Raw genomic sequence first — 17,371 nt, forward strand, 5'->3', positions numbered from 1 at the left:
CCTCCAGCTCCTTTAAGCGTTTGATATCCGAAGTTTCCATTCCGCCGTATTTTTCTCGCCATTTATAGAAAGTTGAATTACCCATGCCATATTTACGGCACAGTTCTTTAACCGGAATACCCGCTTCAGCTTCTTTTAAAATAGCGACGATTTGATGTTCAGTCATTTTTTTCATAATTAAATCCCCTTTTACTTTTATCATAGAGAATTTTCTACTTTTTTGCTGTACTATTTTAGGGGGGTAGTTACAATAATAAGTTATAATATTGATATGTTTGCAAAAAAATAAATGAAATTTAATTCACAAAAAGTGAATAAAAATTCATTTTATGCTTGTAATAGCCTTATAAATAACCTACTATATGCACATTATTGCATAAAAAATAGATAAGGGTAGGGTATGTTAAAAGCAATTATTGTTGGTGCAAGTGGTTATGCTGGGGCAAAATTAGCTTATTATTTATACAAGCATTCGCATATACAACTTATTGCTTTAACTGTGTCTGAAAACAGCCAAGACGGTGGTAAGCTTATTTCTGATTATGATTTACACCCTCAGTTAAAAGGTGTTGTTGACTTACCACTTATTGCCACTGCTGATTATTCTTCCTATATCAATGATCTTGATATTGTTTTTTTAGCTACTGAACATGCTATCAGCCATAATATAGCTCCTTATTTTTTAGAACATGGTTGTACAGTTTTTGATTTGTCGGGTGCGTTTAGAGTTAATTCGGCTAGTTTTTATACCGACTATTATGGTTTTACCCATCAGTATCCAAAATGGTTAGATAAAGCAGTTTATGGTTTAGCAGAGTGGAATAGTGAACAAATTAAAAAGGCACAACTTATTGCTGTACCAGGATGTTACCCTACAGCATCACAATTACCACTAAAACCATTAATTGAGGAGGGGCTACTAGATAATTCACAATGGCCTGTTATTAATGCTGTAAGTGGGGTGAGTGGATCAGGTCGAAAACCTTCGTATAATAATATATTTTGTGAAGTAAGTTTACATGCTTATGGACTTTTTACGCATCGACACCAACCAGAAATTGCAACACATTTAGGTCAAGAAGTGATCTTTACACCTCATTTAGGCAGTTTTAAACAAGGTATCCACGCCACAATTACTTGTCGAGTAAAAGAAGGTGTAACATCACAAGATATCCTCAAAGCTTTAAATAAATATTACCAAAATAAACCTTTGATTAGAATTTATCAAAAAGATTGGCCAGCGTTAAAATCTGTCATTGGTCTGCCTTATTGTGATATTGGATTTGTATTGAAAGATCGTCATTTAATATTAATTTCTGTTGAAGATAATTTATTAAAAGGCGCAGCAGCACAAGCTGTGCAGTGTATGAACATTCGATATAATTTTGATGAAACCACATCACTATTATAAAAATGAGTAAATTATTTCTAAACTCTGTACAAAAATTTTTAATGAATTAAAAGTAGGTTAAATTAATAGGAAACTAAAATGAAACCATTAATTATAAAGCTTGGTGGTGTATTACTTGATAACAAAGATGCCTTAAGTAAATTATTTGACGTTATTAGTGAGTACAAAAAAAATTTTCAACGATCATTAATTATTGTTCATGGTGGTGGTACGGTAGTTGATTCGTTAATGGATAGGCTTTCTTTACCCGTAGTCCGTCGCAATGGATTACGTGTAACTCCTGCAGATCAAATTGACGTTATTGTTGGTAGCCTTGCTGGCAGTGCCAATACTACTTTATTGTCAGAAGCAAAAAAACAGCAAATAGCAAGTGTAGGACTTTGTTTAGCTGATGGTAATAGTGTAGAAGTTAAACAAATTTCAGAAGATTTAGGCTATGTTGGTGAAGCTAAAGCTGGCGATCCTACATTAATCAATCTACTTATTAATTCGGGTTACCTTCCCATTATTAGCTCGATTGGTATTACCCATGCGGGACAAATGATGAATGTTAATGCCGATCACGCAGCGGTAGCGCTAGCTAAGACCTTAAATGCTGATTTAATATTATTGTCTGATGTAGTTGGCGTACTTGACGAAAACAAACAACGCATTGAATCATTAACGCAATCGCAAGCGGATCAACTGATTGCTAAAGGTGTTATTACAGACGGTATGGTCGTTAAAGTGAATTCAGCTTTCGAAGCCGCCAAGGCCTTAGGGCGACCAATTGATATTGCTAGTTGGAAAGAATCCCACCAACTCATCGAATTATTTAACGGGCAATCAGGCTCTACAGGCACAAGAATCATTGCTTAGATATTGATCAGCTAGTATATTAAGCTAGTTATCTATATTTAATGATTAATAAAAAAGTTTTTAACTCATTTTTATCGTCAGTTAATTTAGAAAGGGTATAACATGAAAAAAAGTGGAACAAAAAAGGTTGTATTGGCTTATTCAGGTGGTTTGGATACATCAGCAATTATTCCTTGGTTGAAAGAAAATTATGGTGGATGTGAAGTTTATGCCTTTGTTGCTAATGTAGGTCAAGATCCAAAAGAACTAAAAGATGTAGAAAAAAAGGCTAAAGCATCGGGTGCAATTGCTTGTAAAGTTGTTGATTTAAGAGAAGAATTTGTTAAAGATTACGTATATCCGGTCTTAAAAACAGGGGCCTTATACGAAGGAACTTATTATCTTGGTACCTCCATGGCTCGTCCAATTATTGCAAAAGCGCAAGTTGAATATGCATTAGAGGTTGGAGCTGATACACTCTGTCATGGAGCAACTGGTAAAGGTAATGATCAAGTGCGCTTTGAAACAACCTATACTGCGCTTGCTCCACAACTTAAAGTGATTGCGCCTTGGCGTGAATGGGATCTGCGTTCACGCGAAGCATTAATTGATTATTTAAAAGTTCGTAAAATTCCAACAACTGCAACCGTTGAAAAAATTTACAGCCGTGACGAAAACGCATGGCATATCTCCACTGAAGGTGGTGTGTTAGAAAGCACATGGAACCAAGCTAATACAGATTGCTGGGCTTGGACTGTTTCGCCAGAAGATGCTCCAAACCAACCAGAATTAGTAACCATTGGTATTGAAAAAGGTGAAGTGGTTTCAGTAAATGGGAAAAAATTATCACCATATAACTGTGTTGCAACATTAAATAAAATTGGTGCAAAACATGGTGTTGGTCGAGTTGATATTATTGAAAATCGCTTAGTCGGTATCAAATCGCGTGGTTGTTATGAAACGCCTGGCGGCACAATAATGATGACAGCATTACGTGGTTTAGAACAATTAATATTAGACCGTGACAGCTTTAAATGGCGTGAACAACTAGGTATTGAAATGGCTTATGTTGTTTATGATGGACGCTGGTTTGCACCATATCGTCGATCAATTCAAGCTGCGGCTGAAGTTTTGGCACAAGACATGACGGGGGAAGTAGTGGTTAAACTTTATAAAGGTAATGCAACTGCCGTGCAAAAGAAATCACCAAATAGTTTATATAATGAAGAATTTGCTACATTTGGTGAAGATGAAGTTTATGATCATAGTCATGCAGGTGGATTTATTCGTCTATTTTCATTGTCATCACGCATACGTGCTTTAAATGAGAAACAGCAAAAACATACTGCTAAAAAAGCGAAAAACTAAACGCCAATTTGCAAATAAAATAGCGTTAATAATAAATATATACAGGCAACGTCCTGTATATATTATTTTTATTCTTGATTAAATTTAATTTTATTATAAAAATAAATATATAAAACAAAATTGAAATTGTATAGTTAATCATTAAGATAACATTCATATTAAGATAATATTGAGGTAATTATGGCATTATGGGGTGGGCGTTTTAGCCAAAAAGCAGATCAACGATTTAAGCATTTTAATGATTCATTGCGCTTTGATTATCGTCTTGCAGAGCAAGATATCATTGGCTCAATTGCTTGGTCAAAAGCATTGGTGACGGTTAACGTTATATCTTATGATGAACAAAAAAAATTAGAAAAAGCCTTAAATGAATTGTTGTTATTGGTTAAACAAGATCCTAACCAAATTTTACAAAGTGATGCCGAAGACATACACAGTTGGGTTGAACAAAAACTGATTGAAAAAATTGGCGACTTAGGTAAAAAATTACACACAGGACGAAGCCGTAATGACCAATCAACAACCGACTTAAAATTATGGTGTAAAGACCAAATTCCTCATTTAATTAATGCGATAAATCATTTACGCCAATTACTAGTTACAACCGCTGAACAGTACCAAAAAGCCATTATGCCTGGTTACACCCACTTGCAACGAGCACAACCAATTACATTTGCGCATTGGTGCTTGGCTTATTTTGAAATGTTAAGTCGTGATGTCAGCCGCTTAGAAGATACATTACAACGTTTAGATGTTAGTCCGTTAGGCTCTGGTGCCTTAGCTGGAACTGCCTATCCAATGGATCGTGAGCAATTGGCTCATTGGTTAGGGTTTGCTCAAGCAACGAATAATAGTCTGGATTCGGTGTCTGATCGTGATCACATCCTTGAACTATTAAATAATGCCTCAATAGGTATGGTACACCTATCGCGTTTTGCTGAAGATCTTATTATTTTCAATAGTGGTGAAGCCAATTTTGTTGAACTATCAGATCGAGTGACTTCAGGATCTTCACTCATGCCACAAAAAAAGAATCCAGATGCATTAGAACTGATTCGTGGCAAAATAGGGCGGGTTGCGGGTGCATTAACAGGAGCCTTAATGACCTTCAAAGGTTTACCGCTTGCTTATAATAAAGATTTACAAGAAGACAAAGAGCACCTATTTGACGCACTTGATACTTGGCAAGAATGCTTAGATATGGCCACACTAGTACTCGAGGATATTAAGATTAACTACACAAATTGCCAAGAAGCTGCCAAACAAGGTTATTCTAATGCAACTGAACTGGCTGATTATTTAGTTGCCAAAGGCATACCGTTTCGTGAGGCTCACCACATTGTTGGTGAAGCAGTTGTTGAGGCTATTGCAAAGCAAAAAGCGCTCGAAGAACTTTCGCTTGAAGAACTACAAAAATTTAGCCCAGTTATTGATAATGATGTTTATCCAATATTATCGTTAGAATCATGCCTAGCTAAACGCTGTGCCAAAGGTGGGGTTTCACCACAACAGGTAAAATCAGCGATTGAAGTTGCCAAGCAACAACTTTCATAAATAGCTATATTATTCTAATAACAACTATACCGGCATTAGCCGGTATTTTTATACTGAAACACATAGTTACCTGAAACTTTTTAACAAAAAATATGATTGTATATCTATTCATACAGTGTAAAAATAGAGTTCTTTTTGAATGGATCAAAGTGAATTGCAATGAATAAAAGTTATAATTTTAGTGCCGGCCCAGCAAAATTGCCTGCAGATGTATTAAAACAAGTTCAAACTGAATTATTAAATTGGCATAATACAGGCGCTTCAGTCATGGAATTAAGCCATAGAGGTAAAGATTTTGACGCCTGTGCTATTGAAGCTACCAACGACCTACGAGAAATCTTAAACCTTCCTAACAATTACAAAATTCTCTATTGCCAAGGTGGTGCCAGAGCACAATTTGCTGCTGTTCCATTAAATATTTTAGGGAATAAAACCAGTGCCGACTATATTAATAGTGGTTATTGGAGCCAATGCGCAATCAAAGAAGCCAGCAAATATTGTCAAGTGAATGAACAAAATGTTGTTATCAAACAAAACGGACTAACGTTGGTTAAATCTATGTCAGAGTGGCAATTAAATGATGACACAGCTTATGTACACTATTGTCCAAATGAAACCATCGACGGTGTTCAGATTTTTGAAGAGCCTAATTTTGATAACAAAACTGTTGTTGCCGACTTATCTTCATGCATTTTATCACAACCTATTGACATAAGCAGATACGGTATCATTTATGCTGGCGCACAAAAAAACATTGGTCCATCAGGTATCACTATAGTTATTGTGCGTGAAGATCTAATTGGCTATGCACAAAAAATCTTACCATCAGTATTAGACTACAAAATTTTATTAGACAATGACTCTATGTTTAATACACCGCCTACATTTGCATGGTACATGTCTGGTTTGGTGTTTAAATGGATCAAAAAACTTGGTGGGCTAAAAGCAATGCAACAACGAAACCAAGCTAAAGCACAATTACTATATCAATTCATCGACCAATCTGATTTTTATCGAAATAATGTTGCAGCAGTTAATCGGTCAATTATGAATGTTACCTTCTTATCACCAAATGAAGAGTTGGATAAAAAATTTGTAAGCGAAGCAACTCAAGCTAACATTATCGGCATCAAAGGTCACAGAATTGCAGGTGGAATGCGTGCATCTATTTATAATGCGATGGATCAAGAAGGCGTCAATTATTTAATTGATTTTATGCAGCAATTTGAAAAACAACATGGTTAATTTAAGATCATACTAAGAATTATAAATAATAAAACAGGAGGTCAAACCTCCTGTTTTTTTGTTTAGTTACACATCATTTACAACGATAAACCTCACCAACCATAATTGCATCTGTTGGCGCAATATCTGAAATATACTTCATAGACGCATCTTGAGCATTATAAATTACATTGCCCCCCATAGCAGCTGCATTATTCATTAGTTCTGTTGCTGCATCGCGAATAAGTTCACTATGTGTTTTAAGACCAGAAAAGAAGCTACTACGGCGTCCTTCGGCTTTACCCAATAATTGACAAGAAGCAGCAGGTTTAGTATCGATGAATTGAACATGACTACCGGCAGAAGTAAGTTGATGATTAGAGTTGCTACAAGCACTTAAAAGCAAAGTTGTTGATATTGTAACACCAATAACTAGCGATTTTTTAATAAACATAAAATTTCCTCATCCAATATAACAAATAGCTTAACTTATTGTATCAGTTTAGTTAAACAAAGAATATCAGTAATTAAGTTTGCACAAAATCCAATAAAATGAAGGTTAATAAATAATCAAACCAACCTATTTTATTAATTAACTATAGCAAATTCGATTTAACTCTATTATAATCGCAAACCTACTAATTCAGTAGCACATCAAAATGGCCCCTTAGCTCAGTTGGTCAGAGCAGTCGACTCATAATCGATTGGTCACTGGTTCAAGTCCAGTAGGGGCCACCATCGCAAGAATCAAGCAAGATTAAAAACGTTCAAAAAACCTTTATCTAACAGGATTTACCGTTAGTTCACAGTTCAACTAGATTCATCTTAATTTAGCTAAATTCAAATTTTTATGTTATATATTATGTTATACGTTTGAATATAACATCGAGATGTATAACATGGCGAAAATAGTTAAGCCACTTACTGATACCCAAATTAAAAATGCCAAGTCAAAAGAAAAGGATTACACTTTATCTGATGGCGATGGGTTGTATTTGTTGATTAAAAAGACGGGTTCTAAAATATGGCGTTTTAATTATATTCGCCCATCAACGAAAAAAAGAGCATTAATTAGTTTTGGCCATTATCCTCAAGTTAGTTTAGTTGATGCTAGGACTCTTCGTAATGAGTCAAGAGATTTGATTAGACAAAATAGAGATCCATTAGAAAAAGAACTAATTGATAATAATAAGGGACGAACGCTAAAAAGTGTGGCCGATGATTGGCTTATATTAGAGAAGTCACAAGGTTATAAAGATGAGACAATCAAAAAAAGCTGGCAGTCACTAGAAAATCATGTTTTCCCCTATATTGGTAATACACTGATTACGGATATCACTCCGACACTATTTATTAATATATTAGCACCATTAAAAGCAGCTAAAAAATTCGATATGATAAAACGGGTAATAAGGCGAGTTAATAAGATAATGGATTATGCTGTTAATTATGAATTAATTGAATCTAATAAATTAAGTAAAGTTGGTAAAGTATTTGAAAGCCCAACACCTACAAATATGGCAAGTATTCGACCTGGTGAATTACCTGAATTTATGCAAGCCCTATCTTTGGCTAATATAGAACTACAAACCAGATGCTTAATAGAGTGGCAATTATTAACTATTACAAGATCAAGTGAGGCAGTAGGTGCCTTATGGGAAGAAATAGATATAAAGCAAAGAATTTGGACCATTCCAGCTAGCAAAATGAAAATGAAGCGAGATCATATTATTCCTTTACCCCCTCAAGCTATAAAAATACTGGAAATCATGCTACCTATAACTAGTCATAAAGAATTTGTATTCCCAAGTATGAAAGGTTCTATTAATAAACCTATGAGCAGTCAAACTGTCAATATGGCCATTAAACGGATGGGCTTTGTTGGTTGTCTCGTTTCTCATGGTTTAAGGTCATTAGCAAGCACAGCATTAAATGAACAAGGCTTTAATCCTGACTTGATAGAGGCTTCTTTGGCTCACGCTGATAAGAACGAAGTTAGACGGATTTATAACCGAGCAAATTATCTTGAGCAACGCCGTGAATTAATGAATTGGTGGGGCAACTTTGTAGAGCAAGCTAGCCAAGGAAATGTTTCATTATCGGGGAGTAATGCTTTGAAAACCGTTAATGATTAGTTTTGCCATAGTCATATATTAAGCCAGTCAATCAGACTGGTTTTTTATTTCCCATTTTATATAAGAATTACTTTATATATTATTTTTAATAACACTAACAACACTAATAACATAATATAATTGATTTATATATATTTTTTTAAGTGTTATTAAAAGATAATAATAACATATATAACATTAAATTATGTCATTAGGTTTGATTCTAAATCTGTACTGATTTCTAAATGAGAGCCTTTCCTTTGGCTAGCCAGATTTCTCTAAAAGTGACATTAAAAATACATGTAATTTTATCCAGTGGTGATATAATGTTCAAGGAAGTTCAAATCAGATGATAGGGTTTATTTATGGCATTACCGGAAAGATTATTTTATACACTTGACCAAGCTGGAAAAATATTAAATTGTACAATAGAAGATTTACTTTATTTTGGTTATGCAAAGGTTTGTCAATTTTGCTTTATTTTACCCAATACTGACATTGATTTATGTGTTGTAAGCACGACAAAAATATTAAGCAATTTGACATTTGAAAAATACACACGTTATAAATACATTACTCCATATACATACTTGGAAGAAAACACAAGAGACCATATTGAAGCCGGAGAAATTCATATAGATGGTTTATTAGCTATATCTCCCAGGGACTCTGAGATTTTATATAAAAACTTTATTAATAAAAAGAGTAATGATATTGAAATATCTGCAGCCTTAATTCCGAGAGTAGCTTCAGATGTAATTAATAGCACAAAAGATTATGATGTGATGGATATTTATTTTTCAGAGGATTTATCATTAAATTTAACACAATTATTTATAACAAATTATGAAATGGAATTATTAAAAAATGGTGGTAGAAACATTGAATTAGATGCTTATTTTGGTGGTTTAAATAAATTCAACGGCAAAGCAAATTATTTAAATCTCAATAACCTTACTAGTGGAATTGACAACACTCCGACAAATTTACAAATTGAATTTATTAGAAATTTATTGTTTTTGAAATATGGTGAAGATGCAATTGAAAATCCAAGAAATTTTATTGAAAAAAATAAAAGTCCTTTGGTTAGAGATTTTGAACTTAATGGATTGAAATATCCATCAGGAAAGTCATTAGAAAAGTGGTTAAAAAAATAATTTCGGAATTTCCGAACTAATTTTGGAAACTTCCCAAAACTAAATAATACCTATCATACAATCCTCATTAAGTTAAACACAAATGAACTTAATGAGGTAAGAAATGCAGTTAAATACTCCTAAATATTATTCCCTTGATGAACTGGCGTTAATCTTAGGTTGTGCTAAGAATACATTACGCTACGATCCAAATTTCCCCAAAGGTATTAAAGTTGGCAAGCGTCGAGTAGTTTACGATATGGCCGAAGTTAAAACCTATTTAGAAAGCAACCGAGTACAGTAAGGGGCTTTCAATGTCATATTCAATCACTCCAGAACAACACAAAGCAATTAGGGATAAATACGGTATCCAATATGATCGTCTTGTTCGTGAAAATGAACGATACAAAATTACAAGTATCGCCCGTTCTACTGCTTGGCAACTTGAGAAAGAAGGTAAATATCCATTAAGAAAATCGTTAGGAGCTAATTCTTGCGGTTGGTCATTAGTGGAATTACTTCACTGGATAGACAACCCTCCAGCAGTAGCAAAGATAAATCAACCGACTAAACGCCGAGGGTTTGCTAATGGGAGCTACTAAGATGATTATTAAGCAAGGTGATATTGAATTAGTTCAATCTAAAGAGGTTCGTATTGATAGCCGTTTGGTAGCTGAAAAAATGGGAATTAAACATTTGAGTTTGATGTCTTTAGTTAATAAAAATAAAAGTGAGCTTCGGGAATTAGGCACGCTTCCATTTCAAATCGAAACGTGCAAACACCGAACGGGTGCAAGTAAAAGTAAATATGTATTACTAAATGAAATTCAATTTGATTTTATATCTCGGTTAATCAGAGGTAAGAATCATAAAGATATTGTTAGATTTAAATTAGATGTAACCAAAGCCTTTGCTGCTAGTCGTAAGCGTGAAGCCGTAAAACGTGAATCATTAGCCTATTACCATGAAAGCCGAGATTCATTATCAACCATGCAAGGAGTAGAAAAACATCACTATATAAACCTTGCTAGAGCTGAAAATAAAATGATTGGTTTATCTACTGGTGAGCGACAAAATGCTGATGAAGTTCAATTAGGTATGTTGATTTGTTTACAACAGATTGAAACATCCGTATTTAAAGAAATCGATTCACCGACAGAAGCAATTAGAGAAGTGAGTAGACGGTTTAATGCTCTTGCTAATTTAATTAGTCCCAACGGTGGGATTACTCATGTTCGGTAATAAAAAAAGGCAACCTGTTACAGTTGCCTTTATTCAAACATTAAAATCAATTAATAAGGAATTTTCAATGACAGTAGATATAATTAGATGCATTGAGATTGTGCCAAAGCGTCACGCATTTAAAGCACGTTCTTATAATAACGCAGAGCTAAAAAATTGGGTAGATTTCGGAAGCGTTCGAAAGGATTTTAATTATTTATTCAATCTCATTTTACAAGCAGTTTTGACCCAACCAGAAAAAGATTCACCATCTTTCTTGGCTTGTTGGTTAATTTGTTCAAGTAGATCATCTTCGAACCTTATAATTTTTCTTGTACTGTTAGAACGATCTGTTTTTTTCTTATCTTTTTTTTCTTGCATTGGTGCGTACCTTTATGATAAATTAAATACTGTTGGTATGCACCATTATAAGGGTGAGTACCATAAAAAGCAATCCCCCGAAGTGTTACCAGCACTATCGAGGGATCTAACCACAATAACATTAAACGAGGTAATGATTATGGCTAACCGCTATGATAGCGTACACCTATGCGCAAGACAACCCAAACTATATAAATTCTATGACCTATCAACGGCTCAAGTAGTCCAAACAACGGCAACAACCGAACGCCAAGCACGCAAGAGCCTAGGCAAATCATCCCTTATCTTTATTGCCAGAATTCGCTTACATTCAGTTATTGATCAAGCTAAAAGCTTTGGAGGTTACAGCCATGAATAATGATCAGTTAATTTGTAATGTTGAATCTAAACTTATTCAAGTTCGGAGCATGGCTAAAATTGCCTTAGATAATACTAACTATAAGTGCGCAGGATATGACGAGCCTTTTATCGAACAAGCCGATATGAGTAATTTACTGTGGGTTATCGTTGATTTAGTAGAGCAAGATTTTGATGAGTTACAAGAATATGGGTTAATGGAGGAGAAAAACAATGGCTAATATCTCACTGGACGCAATAAATACTATCAATACAAAACTAGGACAAGCTAACGCTATCACCACGCTTTTAATGGCTGATTGTGATTCAAACGCGCCAATTAATGATGAGTTACGCGCCTACGCCCTTGATGCTGTATCAGACTTAATTAACGATTCTAAAAAGCTATTTAGAAGTGAAACCGAGCGCAAGGAGGCAAAGAATGAAAGAGTTTGATTTTGTCCATAACAATGACGGCACTATTACCGCATTAAGGCTTAAAAATGGCAAATATGTAGCACTACTTTCTTTTGGCAAGGATGAAATCTCTGATTTACTTGCTGATGTCACTAAGCGACTACCGCCCGAAGTTAGGCGATACATGACACAAATTAAGGGGGTAAATCATGAATAATCAGCAAGAAGTGACAGCAATTCACCATAGTATCGTTGATTCTACCATGGCGATAATAGCAGGTTTATTTTTAATTGAGCAGATTAATAAAAACAGCGCCAAGGTGTTTATTCATGACGGTATCAAAATTGATATTGATAAAGATTTAATTGTGTTAGGGCTAAAAATGAATCTTAAAGATAGCTTAATTGAAGACTTTGGCGAAAGTGATGGCTTAAATCGCACCTATGGACTATTAAAAAAGATGTACGCCGAAAGTGATAATAAACCTATGGCACTAACACAATTCGGGCAAGAAATGTTTGCATCGTTATTTATTGATTTAGCCGAAGATATTAAATCTGAATCTAGCTCGACAATTCATTAAGGGGGGATGTAATGAAAATCAATGAAATTACAGCCCAAGCCGTACCACTATAAGGGTTTATATTCGCTACCGTAAGGATATTGATACCACTTGGCGGATTAAGTACCTGATAGCTGGCTCACAATATTTAAATATTAAAGCTGTATTACCTGACGCAAAAAGAACTTATTTAGAATTGTTATGTGAGGCTGGTTTAAACGATGGCTAATATTACCTTACAAGAAGTTAAGTTACATTGCCGTATTGATGACAGTGACACCTTAGAAGATAGCTTACTTCAAATCTATATAGATGCTGCTCTTGAAGTTTGTCAAAAGCATATAGGAAAATCATTTGATATACAGGAATTCACGCCAGCAATCAAAGCAGGTTGTCTTATGTATATAGCTCATCTATATGAGAACCGAGAAATGGTTAGTACTAACACCGTAAGCGAAGTGCCGTTAGCTATTTCTTCATTGTGGAGTATCTACCGTGACCCAGCTATCTATTAGGTGAATGATGCCAATACAACCATTAAAGAGATGTTCATATCCTAATTGTCGTAACCGTGTTAAATCAGGACGATGTAATGAGCATAGAAGAGATAAACAGCAAGATAAAGCACGAGGAACAGCAGCACAACGAGGCTATAATCATCGATGGCAAATATATCGAGCTGAGTACCTTAGGCACAACCCACTATGCAAAATGTGTAATGATAAAGGATTACTCACTCCTGCTACTGTGATAGACCATATCAAACCTGTTGAGAATGGACAAAGTGACCCTCTCTTTTGGCAAGCAAGTAATCATCAACCATTATGCCGTGATTGTCATAGCTATAAGACAAGAGTAATCGATAAACGAGGATTTGGGTCATCTTCATAATAAAGACAACTGATAGCAGTCCTCAGATATGATGAGTGGGTAGGGGGGAATGTTCAAAGAAATTCAAAAAGCTAAAAGACCGCCCCCCTCCTCAAATTTTTATGCACAGTGATTTTTTAGAAAGTAGAGGAAAAATAATAAGATGAAAGCACCAAAATATTTAGATAAATTAGCCAAAGAACAATGGAAACTTAGAGCCGATCACTTAGCACAGCGTGATGACATTCAACCAGCCGATTGGACCAACTTAGAGCTATATTGCGTTAATTACTCAATGTATCGTAAAGCAATGGAAGACATTGCAACGCGTGGGTTTTCAATCGTTAACTCACAAGGTACAGAAAGCCGTAACCCTGCATTAAGTGCAAAGTCAGAAGCTGAAAAAATTATGATTAAAATGGCTTCATTACTGGGCTTCGACCCTGTTAGTCGTCGCAAAAATCCCGTAGAAGTTGAAGAGGAAGACGAGCTTGACCGCTTGGCATAATTACGCGTTATCGGTTAAAAATGGGGATATTCCTGCTTGTAAACGCCTAAAACAAGCAGTAAATCGCTATTTTATTGATTTGGAAAATCCAAATTACTCTTTTGATAGTGAAGTAGTAACTAAATTCGTTTCATTTTCAAAAGTATGTCCACATGTTAAAGGTCACCTGAGAAGTAAAGCCATCGAGCTTGAACCGTGGCAACAATTTTTATTTGCTAATCTGCTAGGATTTAAGCACATTAAAACAGGACTCCGAAAGTATCGCAGTGCCTATGTACAAGTACCGAGAAAAAACGCCAAATCAACAACAGCGGCAATATTGGCTAACTGGTTCTTAGTGATGGGAAAAGGGCAACAAGATATCTATACCGCAGCCGTTAGCCGTGACCAAGCCCGAATTGTGTTTGATGATGCAAGACAGATGGCCATATTAAGCAAGCCAATAAAGAAAAGGGTCACCATTCAACAGCATAAAATCATCAATCCTAAGCAAAATAGTCTATTACGTCCTTTGGCGTCAAAGGCTGCTACTATTGAGGGGACTAACCCTAGCTTATCCATTGTGGATGAATATCATCTACACCCTGATAATGGCGTATATTCAGCTCTTGAGTTAGGTATGGGCGCAAGACCTGAGGGGATTTTATTTGCCATCACTACCGCAGGCAGTAACACAATATCAGCCTGTAAACAGCATTATGATTATTGTTGCCAGATTTTAGCAGGTGACGAGGTTAACGAATCGCAATTTGTGCTTATTTACGAACTGGACGATGAGAGCGAAATCGACAACCCTAATTTATGGATAAAAGCCAATCCCAATCTTGACATCTCCGTCGATAGGGTTGCCTTAGAGGACACCATTAAGAAAGCCAGAGGCATACCCTCGCAGTGGGTTGAAATGCTCACAAAACGCTTTAATATTTGGTGTAATGGTGCAACTCCTTGGGTAAATACTGGTAGCTGGATTGCGTGTAAGGCTGATTACTCAGAAGATGATTTAAAAGGCTTAGATTGCTATGCTGGATTAGATTTATCATCTACTAGTGATATTACTAGTGTCTGTTATTCGTTTCCGTTTGAAACAGAGGTAAGACTATTAACAAGGCATTATATTCCTGAATTTCAGCTTACTAACGTAGCTAACAAAAACAGAGAAATATACCGTAAATGGGTTGATCAGGGTTGGATTAGGGTAACGAAAGGCGATTGTATCGATTATGACCAGATTAGAGATGATATTTTAAAAGACAGCGAACAATTTAATATTAAGTTAATTGGTTTTGATGTTTGGAACGCCACACAATTACGCATGCAATTACAAAATATCGGCTTAGATGTTGAGCCATTCCCTCAAACCTATGCACGATACAGCCCAACTTCAAAAACAGCAGAAGTATTTATCAGCCGTAAACGCATTAATCACAATGGCGATCCTGTCCTTTCTTGGGCGGTCAGTAATGTAGTGATGGAAACCGATGCGAATGCTAATATCAAACCCAACAAAAAGAAAGCAGCCAACAAGATAGACCCTGCGGTTGCTTTCCTAATGTCATTCGGTACTTACTTGCTTGAGTATGGTGAGATAGATATCAACCTATCAGATGAACAGAAGCAAGCTTTAGACGAGTTTAAAGGGATTGAGTTATGACAGTGATATTGTTGCTAATAATAGCATAAAAATTATCCATACAATAGCGATAAAAACTACCATTCTTGTTATTTTATCATCATCTTCTGATACGATTTTTTTTACATGGGGTATCGCCCATATACCCCATAGAAAAATATTAGTTCCAATAAGAGTGATTGCAGTATCTAACAATGGTTTTTTATCATATAGGACGATACTAGCAACAGTAAACAAAACAAAGGGCGTTGCATTGTTCGCACTTTCAATCATTAATTCACAAAATTTAATTATTCCTATTTTCTTCATTTCATCACCTTTACCTTTCACTTTATTAAAATTAATTAAATATTACCATGTCATTAACAACATACAACACTATAATAACACGAGGTTAATTTGCTGATTATTAATAATAAATTTTGTTAGTGTTGTTAGTGTCATAAAATCACAAAAAAGAAGTTTTTCTTTTAACTCTTCAATTGGTAATGTTGAAATGATTCCTTAGGTAGGAATCGACTAACATAGATTGATGTTATACGTTATGTTATACGTTAAAAGGTGAGTTTAATATAATATATTGATTAATAATATCATTTGTAATTTGTATGGAGGTAGTAGTGGCCACCAAAAAATCGCTAATAAAATCTTTCATAATCACCTTTATAGAGCAAAATAGTTATTGTTTTCTATAGTGCTTTTTATTTTTGTATTAACTTGCACATTGAGATTAATCTAATGGTTCAACCTTTTTTATTGATTAAGTGGTTATGTAAAATGAAAGGCTTTTATTATTATATGGTTTTAGCTAGGTTAAAAGAATAAAATTAAAAGAATCTATAAATAGGTTTAATTTGTCATTTTTTAATTTTTTTATTAAGATAAGCGAAAGTTATTTTATAATATTATTCAATATGTTTAAATATATTTCTATTATCAAATTCTTGCTCACTCACGATTTAACAAATTTAAAAAATTACTGGGTAGTTGAATATATTCATAAAGATTTCACTTGGATAAGATTATTTCGAAAACTTTTAAGAAAAAATAGCTTTTTAGCTTGGTATCGTCTTGCTTATTTTATGTATAGGTTAGGTGATGAAAGCGAAAGAACATGTGCCAAAAAAATTATTAATAAATTAAATCAAAAGCATTGTCTTGATATTTCAATTAAAGCAGATATTGATATTGGATTACATATTTGGCATTTAGTCGGTATTGTTATTACGCCAAGAGTTAAGATTGGTAAAAACTGTAATATTTCAAGTAATGTTACCATTGGTTTTAAAAGCTATTATCACGATGGTTATTTACAAGTAGGAGATAATGTCACTTTTGGTACAAATAGTATGATGTTTGGGCAGAATACTAAAATTGGTAATAATGTCGTAATAGGGGCGATGACTTTTGTTAATAAAGATATTCCTGATAATTGTACCGTTTATACTCAAAAGACCAATATTGTTATTCAAAGTTAATCTTATTTACTTTGAAATTTAAATTTTTCATTTGGCTATTTTAAGATTTATCTTCTTAAAGTCAGTTTCATCATTAATAATTTTATACTATTCTTTTTGCTATAATTGTCTGCACAAATTATTCGAGCAAGAAATAGGTTAAGGGACCATCATTTAATCGCTCTTTCATTCTTTATTAAAAAGAAATATATGAAAATAATATTCTATTATTTTTTATATATTGTATTTATTTATTCTTTTATATGTTCTCATTTATGGTTTTAAAGACTAATATTTAATAGCTATGATAAATGCATTTAAAAAATAGGAAATTTGAAATAACG

Annotated in this window: 24 protein-coding genes and 1 tRNA gene; 22 read left to right on the top strand and 3 right to left on the bottom strand. The window is 34.3% G+C overall.

Going from position 1 to position 17,371, the window contains the following annotated elements:
- On the bottom strand, window positions 1–175 hold a 175-nt coding region (locus A9G34_RS06675), incomplete at its 3' end, for a transposase (RefSeq protein ID WP_176701481.1).
- Window positions 176–400: 225 nt separating this feature from the next.
- Between A9G34_RS06675 and argC the strand changes: the two genes are divergently transcribed.
- From argC to serC, 5 genes are all read left to right on the top strand, one after another.
- A complete protein-coding gene (argC, locus tag A9G34_RS06680) occupies window positions 401–1,411 on the top strand; it encodes an N-acetyl-gamma-glutamyl-phosphate reductase (RefSeq protein WP_065569259.1) in 1,011 nt (336 codons plus the stop codon).
- Between the two features lie 78 nt (window positions 1,412–1,489).
- Entirely contained in the window at window positions 1,490–2,269 is a 780-nt protein-coding gene (argB, locus tag A9G34_RS06685) for an acetylglutamate kinase (protein WP_065569260.1), read from the top strand.
- 102 nt (window positions 2,270–2,371) lie between these two features.
- Window positions 2,372–3,616 carry an argininosuccinate synthase gene (locus tag A9G34_RS06690; protein WP_065569261.1) on the top strand — a complete coding sequence of 415 codons (1,245 nt, stop codon included), beginning with the start codon at window positions 2,372–2,374 and terminating at the stop codon, window positions 3,614–3,616.
- Between the two features lie 180 nt (window positions 3,617–3,796).
- Entirely contained in the window at window positions 3,797–5,170 is a 1,374-nt protein-coding gene (gene argH, locus A9G34_RS06695) for an argininosuccinate lyase (RefSeq protein WP_065569262.1), read from the top strand.
- Between the two features lie 159 nt (window positions 5,171–5,329).
- Window positions 5,330–6,415 carry a 3-phosphoserine/phosphohydroxythreonine transaminase gene (gene serC / locus A9G34_RS06700; protein ID WP_065569263.1) on the top strand — a complete coding sequence of 362 codons (1,086 nt, stop codon included), beginning with the start codon at window positions 5,330–5,332 and terminating at the stop codon, window positions 6,413–6,415.
- 73 nt (window positions 6,416–6,488) lie between these two features.
- Here serC and A9G34_RS06705 read toward each other — a convergent pair whose 3' ends face one another.
- Complete coding sequence (locus A9G34_RS06705) at window positions 6,489–6,848, bottom strand: DUF4156 domain-containing protein (protein WP_141670369.1); 360 nt, start codon at window positions 6,846–6,848, stop codon at window positions 6,489–6,491.
- Between the two features lie 207 nt (window positions 6,849–7,055).
- Here A9G34_RS06705 and A9G34_RS06710 point away from each other — a divergent pair.
- The 16 genes from A9G34_RS06710 to A9G34_RS06780 all read left to right on the top strand — a co-directional run bounded on the left by A9G34_RS06710 (window position 7,056) and on the right by A9G34_RS06780 (window position 15,591).
- Window positions 7,056–7,132, top strand: a tRNA-Ile gene (locus A9G34_RS06710).
- 161 nt (window positions 7,133–7,293) lie between these two features.
- Window positions 7,294–8,529 (top strand): integrase domain-containing protein, encoded by a 1,236-nt coding sequence (locus A9G34_RS06715; protein ID WP_065569264.1) that lies wholly within the window; start codon window positions 7,294–7,296, stop codon window positions 8,527–8,529.
- A gap of 344 nt (window positions 8,530–8,873) precedes the next feature.
- Complete coding sequence (locus tag A9G34_RS06720) at window positions 8,874–9,665, top strand: hypothetical protein (protein ID WP_065569265.1); 792 nt, start codon at window positions 8,874–8,876, stop codon at window positions 9,663–9,665.
- 103 nt (window positions 9,666–9,768) lie between these two features.
- Window positions 9,769–9,948, top strand: coding sequence for a helix-turn-helix transcriptional regulator (locus tag A9G34_RS06725; RefSeq protein WP_065569266.1), 180 nt, complete (start codon window positions 9,769–9,771; stop codon window positions 9,946–9,948).
- A 10-nt stretch (window positions 9,949–9,958) separates the two neighbouring features.
- Window positions 9,959–10,246: a helix-turn-helix transcriptional regulator gene (locus tag A9G34_RS06730; protein ID WP_065560022.1), complete on the top strand. Its 288-nt coding sequence runs from the start codon at window positions 9,959–9,961 to the stop codon at window positions 10,244–10,246.
- The gene (locus A9G34_RS06735) at window positions 10,233–10,886 is read left to right on the top strand and encodes a Rha family transcriptional regulator (RefSeq protein WP_065560021.1); all 654 of its coding nucleotides are present in this window, start codon (window positions 10,233–10,235) and stop codon (window positions 10,884–10,886) included. Before A9G34_RS06730 ends, A9G34_RS06735 begins: the two co-directional genes overlap by 14 nt.
- On the top strand, window positions 10,876–11,604 hold the full coding sequence (locus tag A9G34_RS10985; RefSeq protein WP_065569267.1) for a host cell division inhibitor Icd-like protein: 729 nt from the start codon (window positions 10,876–10,878) through the stop codon (window positions 11,602–11,604). The genes A9G34_RS06735 and A9G34_RS10985 overlap by 11 nt, the downstream gene beginning before the upstream one ends.
- A complete protein-coding gene (locus A9G34_RS06745; RefSeq protein ID WP_065569268.1) occupies window positions 11,597–11,824 on the top strand; it encodes a hypothetical protein in 228 nt (75 codons plus the stop codon). Before A9G34_RS10985 ends, A9G34_RS06745 begins: the two co-directional genes overlap by 8 nt.
- Entirely contained in the window at window positions 11,817–12,038 is a 222-nt protein-coding gene (locus tag A9G34_RS06750) for a hypothetical protein (RefSeq protein WP_065569269.1), read from the top strand. Before A9G34_RS06745 ends, A9G34_RS06750 begins: the two co-directional genes overlap by 8 nt.
- Window positions 12,025–12,216, top strand: coding sequence for a hypothetical protein (locus A9G34_RS06755; RefSeq protein ID WP_065569270.1), 192 nt, complete (start codon window positions 12,025–12,027; stop codon window positions 12,214–12,216). Before A9G34_RS06750 ends, A9G34_RS06755 begins: the two co-directional genes overlap by 14 nt.
- Window positions 12,209–12,583 carry a hypothetical protein gene (locus tag A9G34_RS06760; protein ID WP_065569271.1) on the top strand — a complete coding sequence of 125 codons (375 nt, stop codon included), beginning with the start codon at window positions 12,209–12,211 and terminating at the stop codon, window positions 12,581–12,583. The genes A9G34_RS06755 and A9G34_RS06760 overlap by 8 nt, the downstream gene beginning before the upstream one ends.
- 49 nt (window positions 12,584–12,632) lie before the next feature.
- Complete coding sequence (locus tag A9G34_RS11135) at window positions 12,633–12,791, top strand: phage head closure protein (protein WP_081295291.1); 159 nt, start codon at window positions 12,633–12,635, stop codon at window positions 12,789–12,791.
- Entirely contained in the window at window positions 12,784–13,077 is a 294-nt protein-coding gene (locus A9G34_RS06765) for a head-tail connector protein (RefSeq protein ID WP_025315440.1), read from the top strand. The genes A9G34_RS11135 and A9G34_RS06765 overlap by 8 nt, the downstream gene beginning before the upstream one ends.
- Before the next feature lie 7 nt (window positions 13,078–13,084).
- Window positions 13,085–13,453, top strand: coding sequence for an HNH endonuclease (locus A9G34_RS06770; RefSeq protein ID WP_065560009.1), 369 nt, complete (start codon window positions 13,085–13,087; stop codon window positions 13,451–13,453).
- Window positions 13,454–13,595: 142 nt separating this feature from the next.
- Window positions 13,596–13,940: a phage terminase small subunit P27 family gene (locus A9G34_RS06775; RefSeq protein WP_065560008.1), complete on the top strand. Its 345-nt coding sequence runs from the start codon at window positions 13,596–13,598 to the stop codon at window positions 13,938–13,940.
- Window positions 13,924–15,591, top strand: a complete 1,668-nt coding sequence (locus A9G34_RS06780) for a terminase large subunit (RefSeq protein ID WP_065569272.1) — start codon at window positions 13,924–13,926, stop codon at window positions 15,589–15,591. The genes A9G34_RS06775 and A9G34_RS06780 overlap by 17 nt, the downstream gene beginning before the upstream one ends.
- Here A9G34_RS06780 and A9G34_RS06785 read toward each other — a convergent pair.
- Window positions 15,586–15,879, bottom strand: coding sequence for a hypothetical protein (locus A9G34_RS06785; protein ID WP_065569273.1), 294 nt, complete (start codon window positions 15,877–15,879; stop codon window positions 15,586–15,588). The genes A9G34_RS06780 and A9G34_RS06785 overlap by 6 nt on opposite strands.
- 773 nt (window positions 15,880–16,652) lie before the next feature.
- On the opposite strand from A9G34_RS06785, the gene A9G34_RS06790 reads away from it, so the two are divergent.
- Window positions 16,653–17,048, top strand: coding sequence for a DapH/DapD/GlmU-related protein (locus A9G34_RS06790; protein ID WP_176701482.1), 396 nt, complete (start codon window positions 16,653–16,655; stop codon window positions 17,046–17,048).
- Window positions 17,049–17,371: the final 323 nt, after the last annotated feature.

Source organism: Gilliamella sp. Choc4-2 (genome assembly GCF_001690355.1).
Taxonomy (GTDB): Bacteria; Pseudomonadota; Gammaproteobacteria; order Enterobacterales; family Orbaceae; genus Gilliamella; species Gilliamella apicola_A.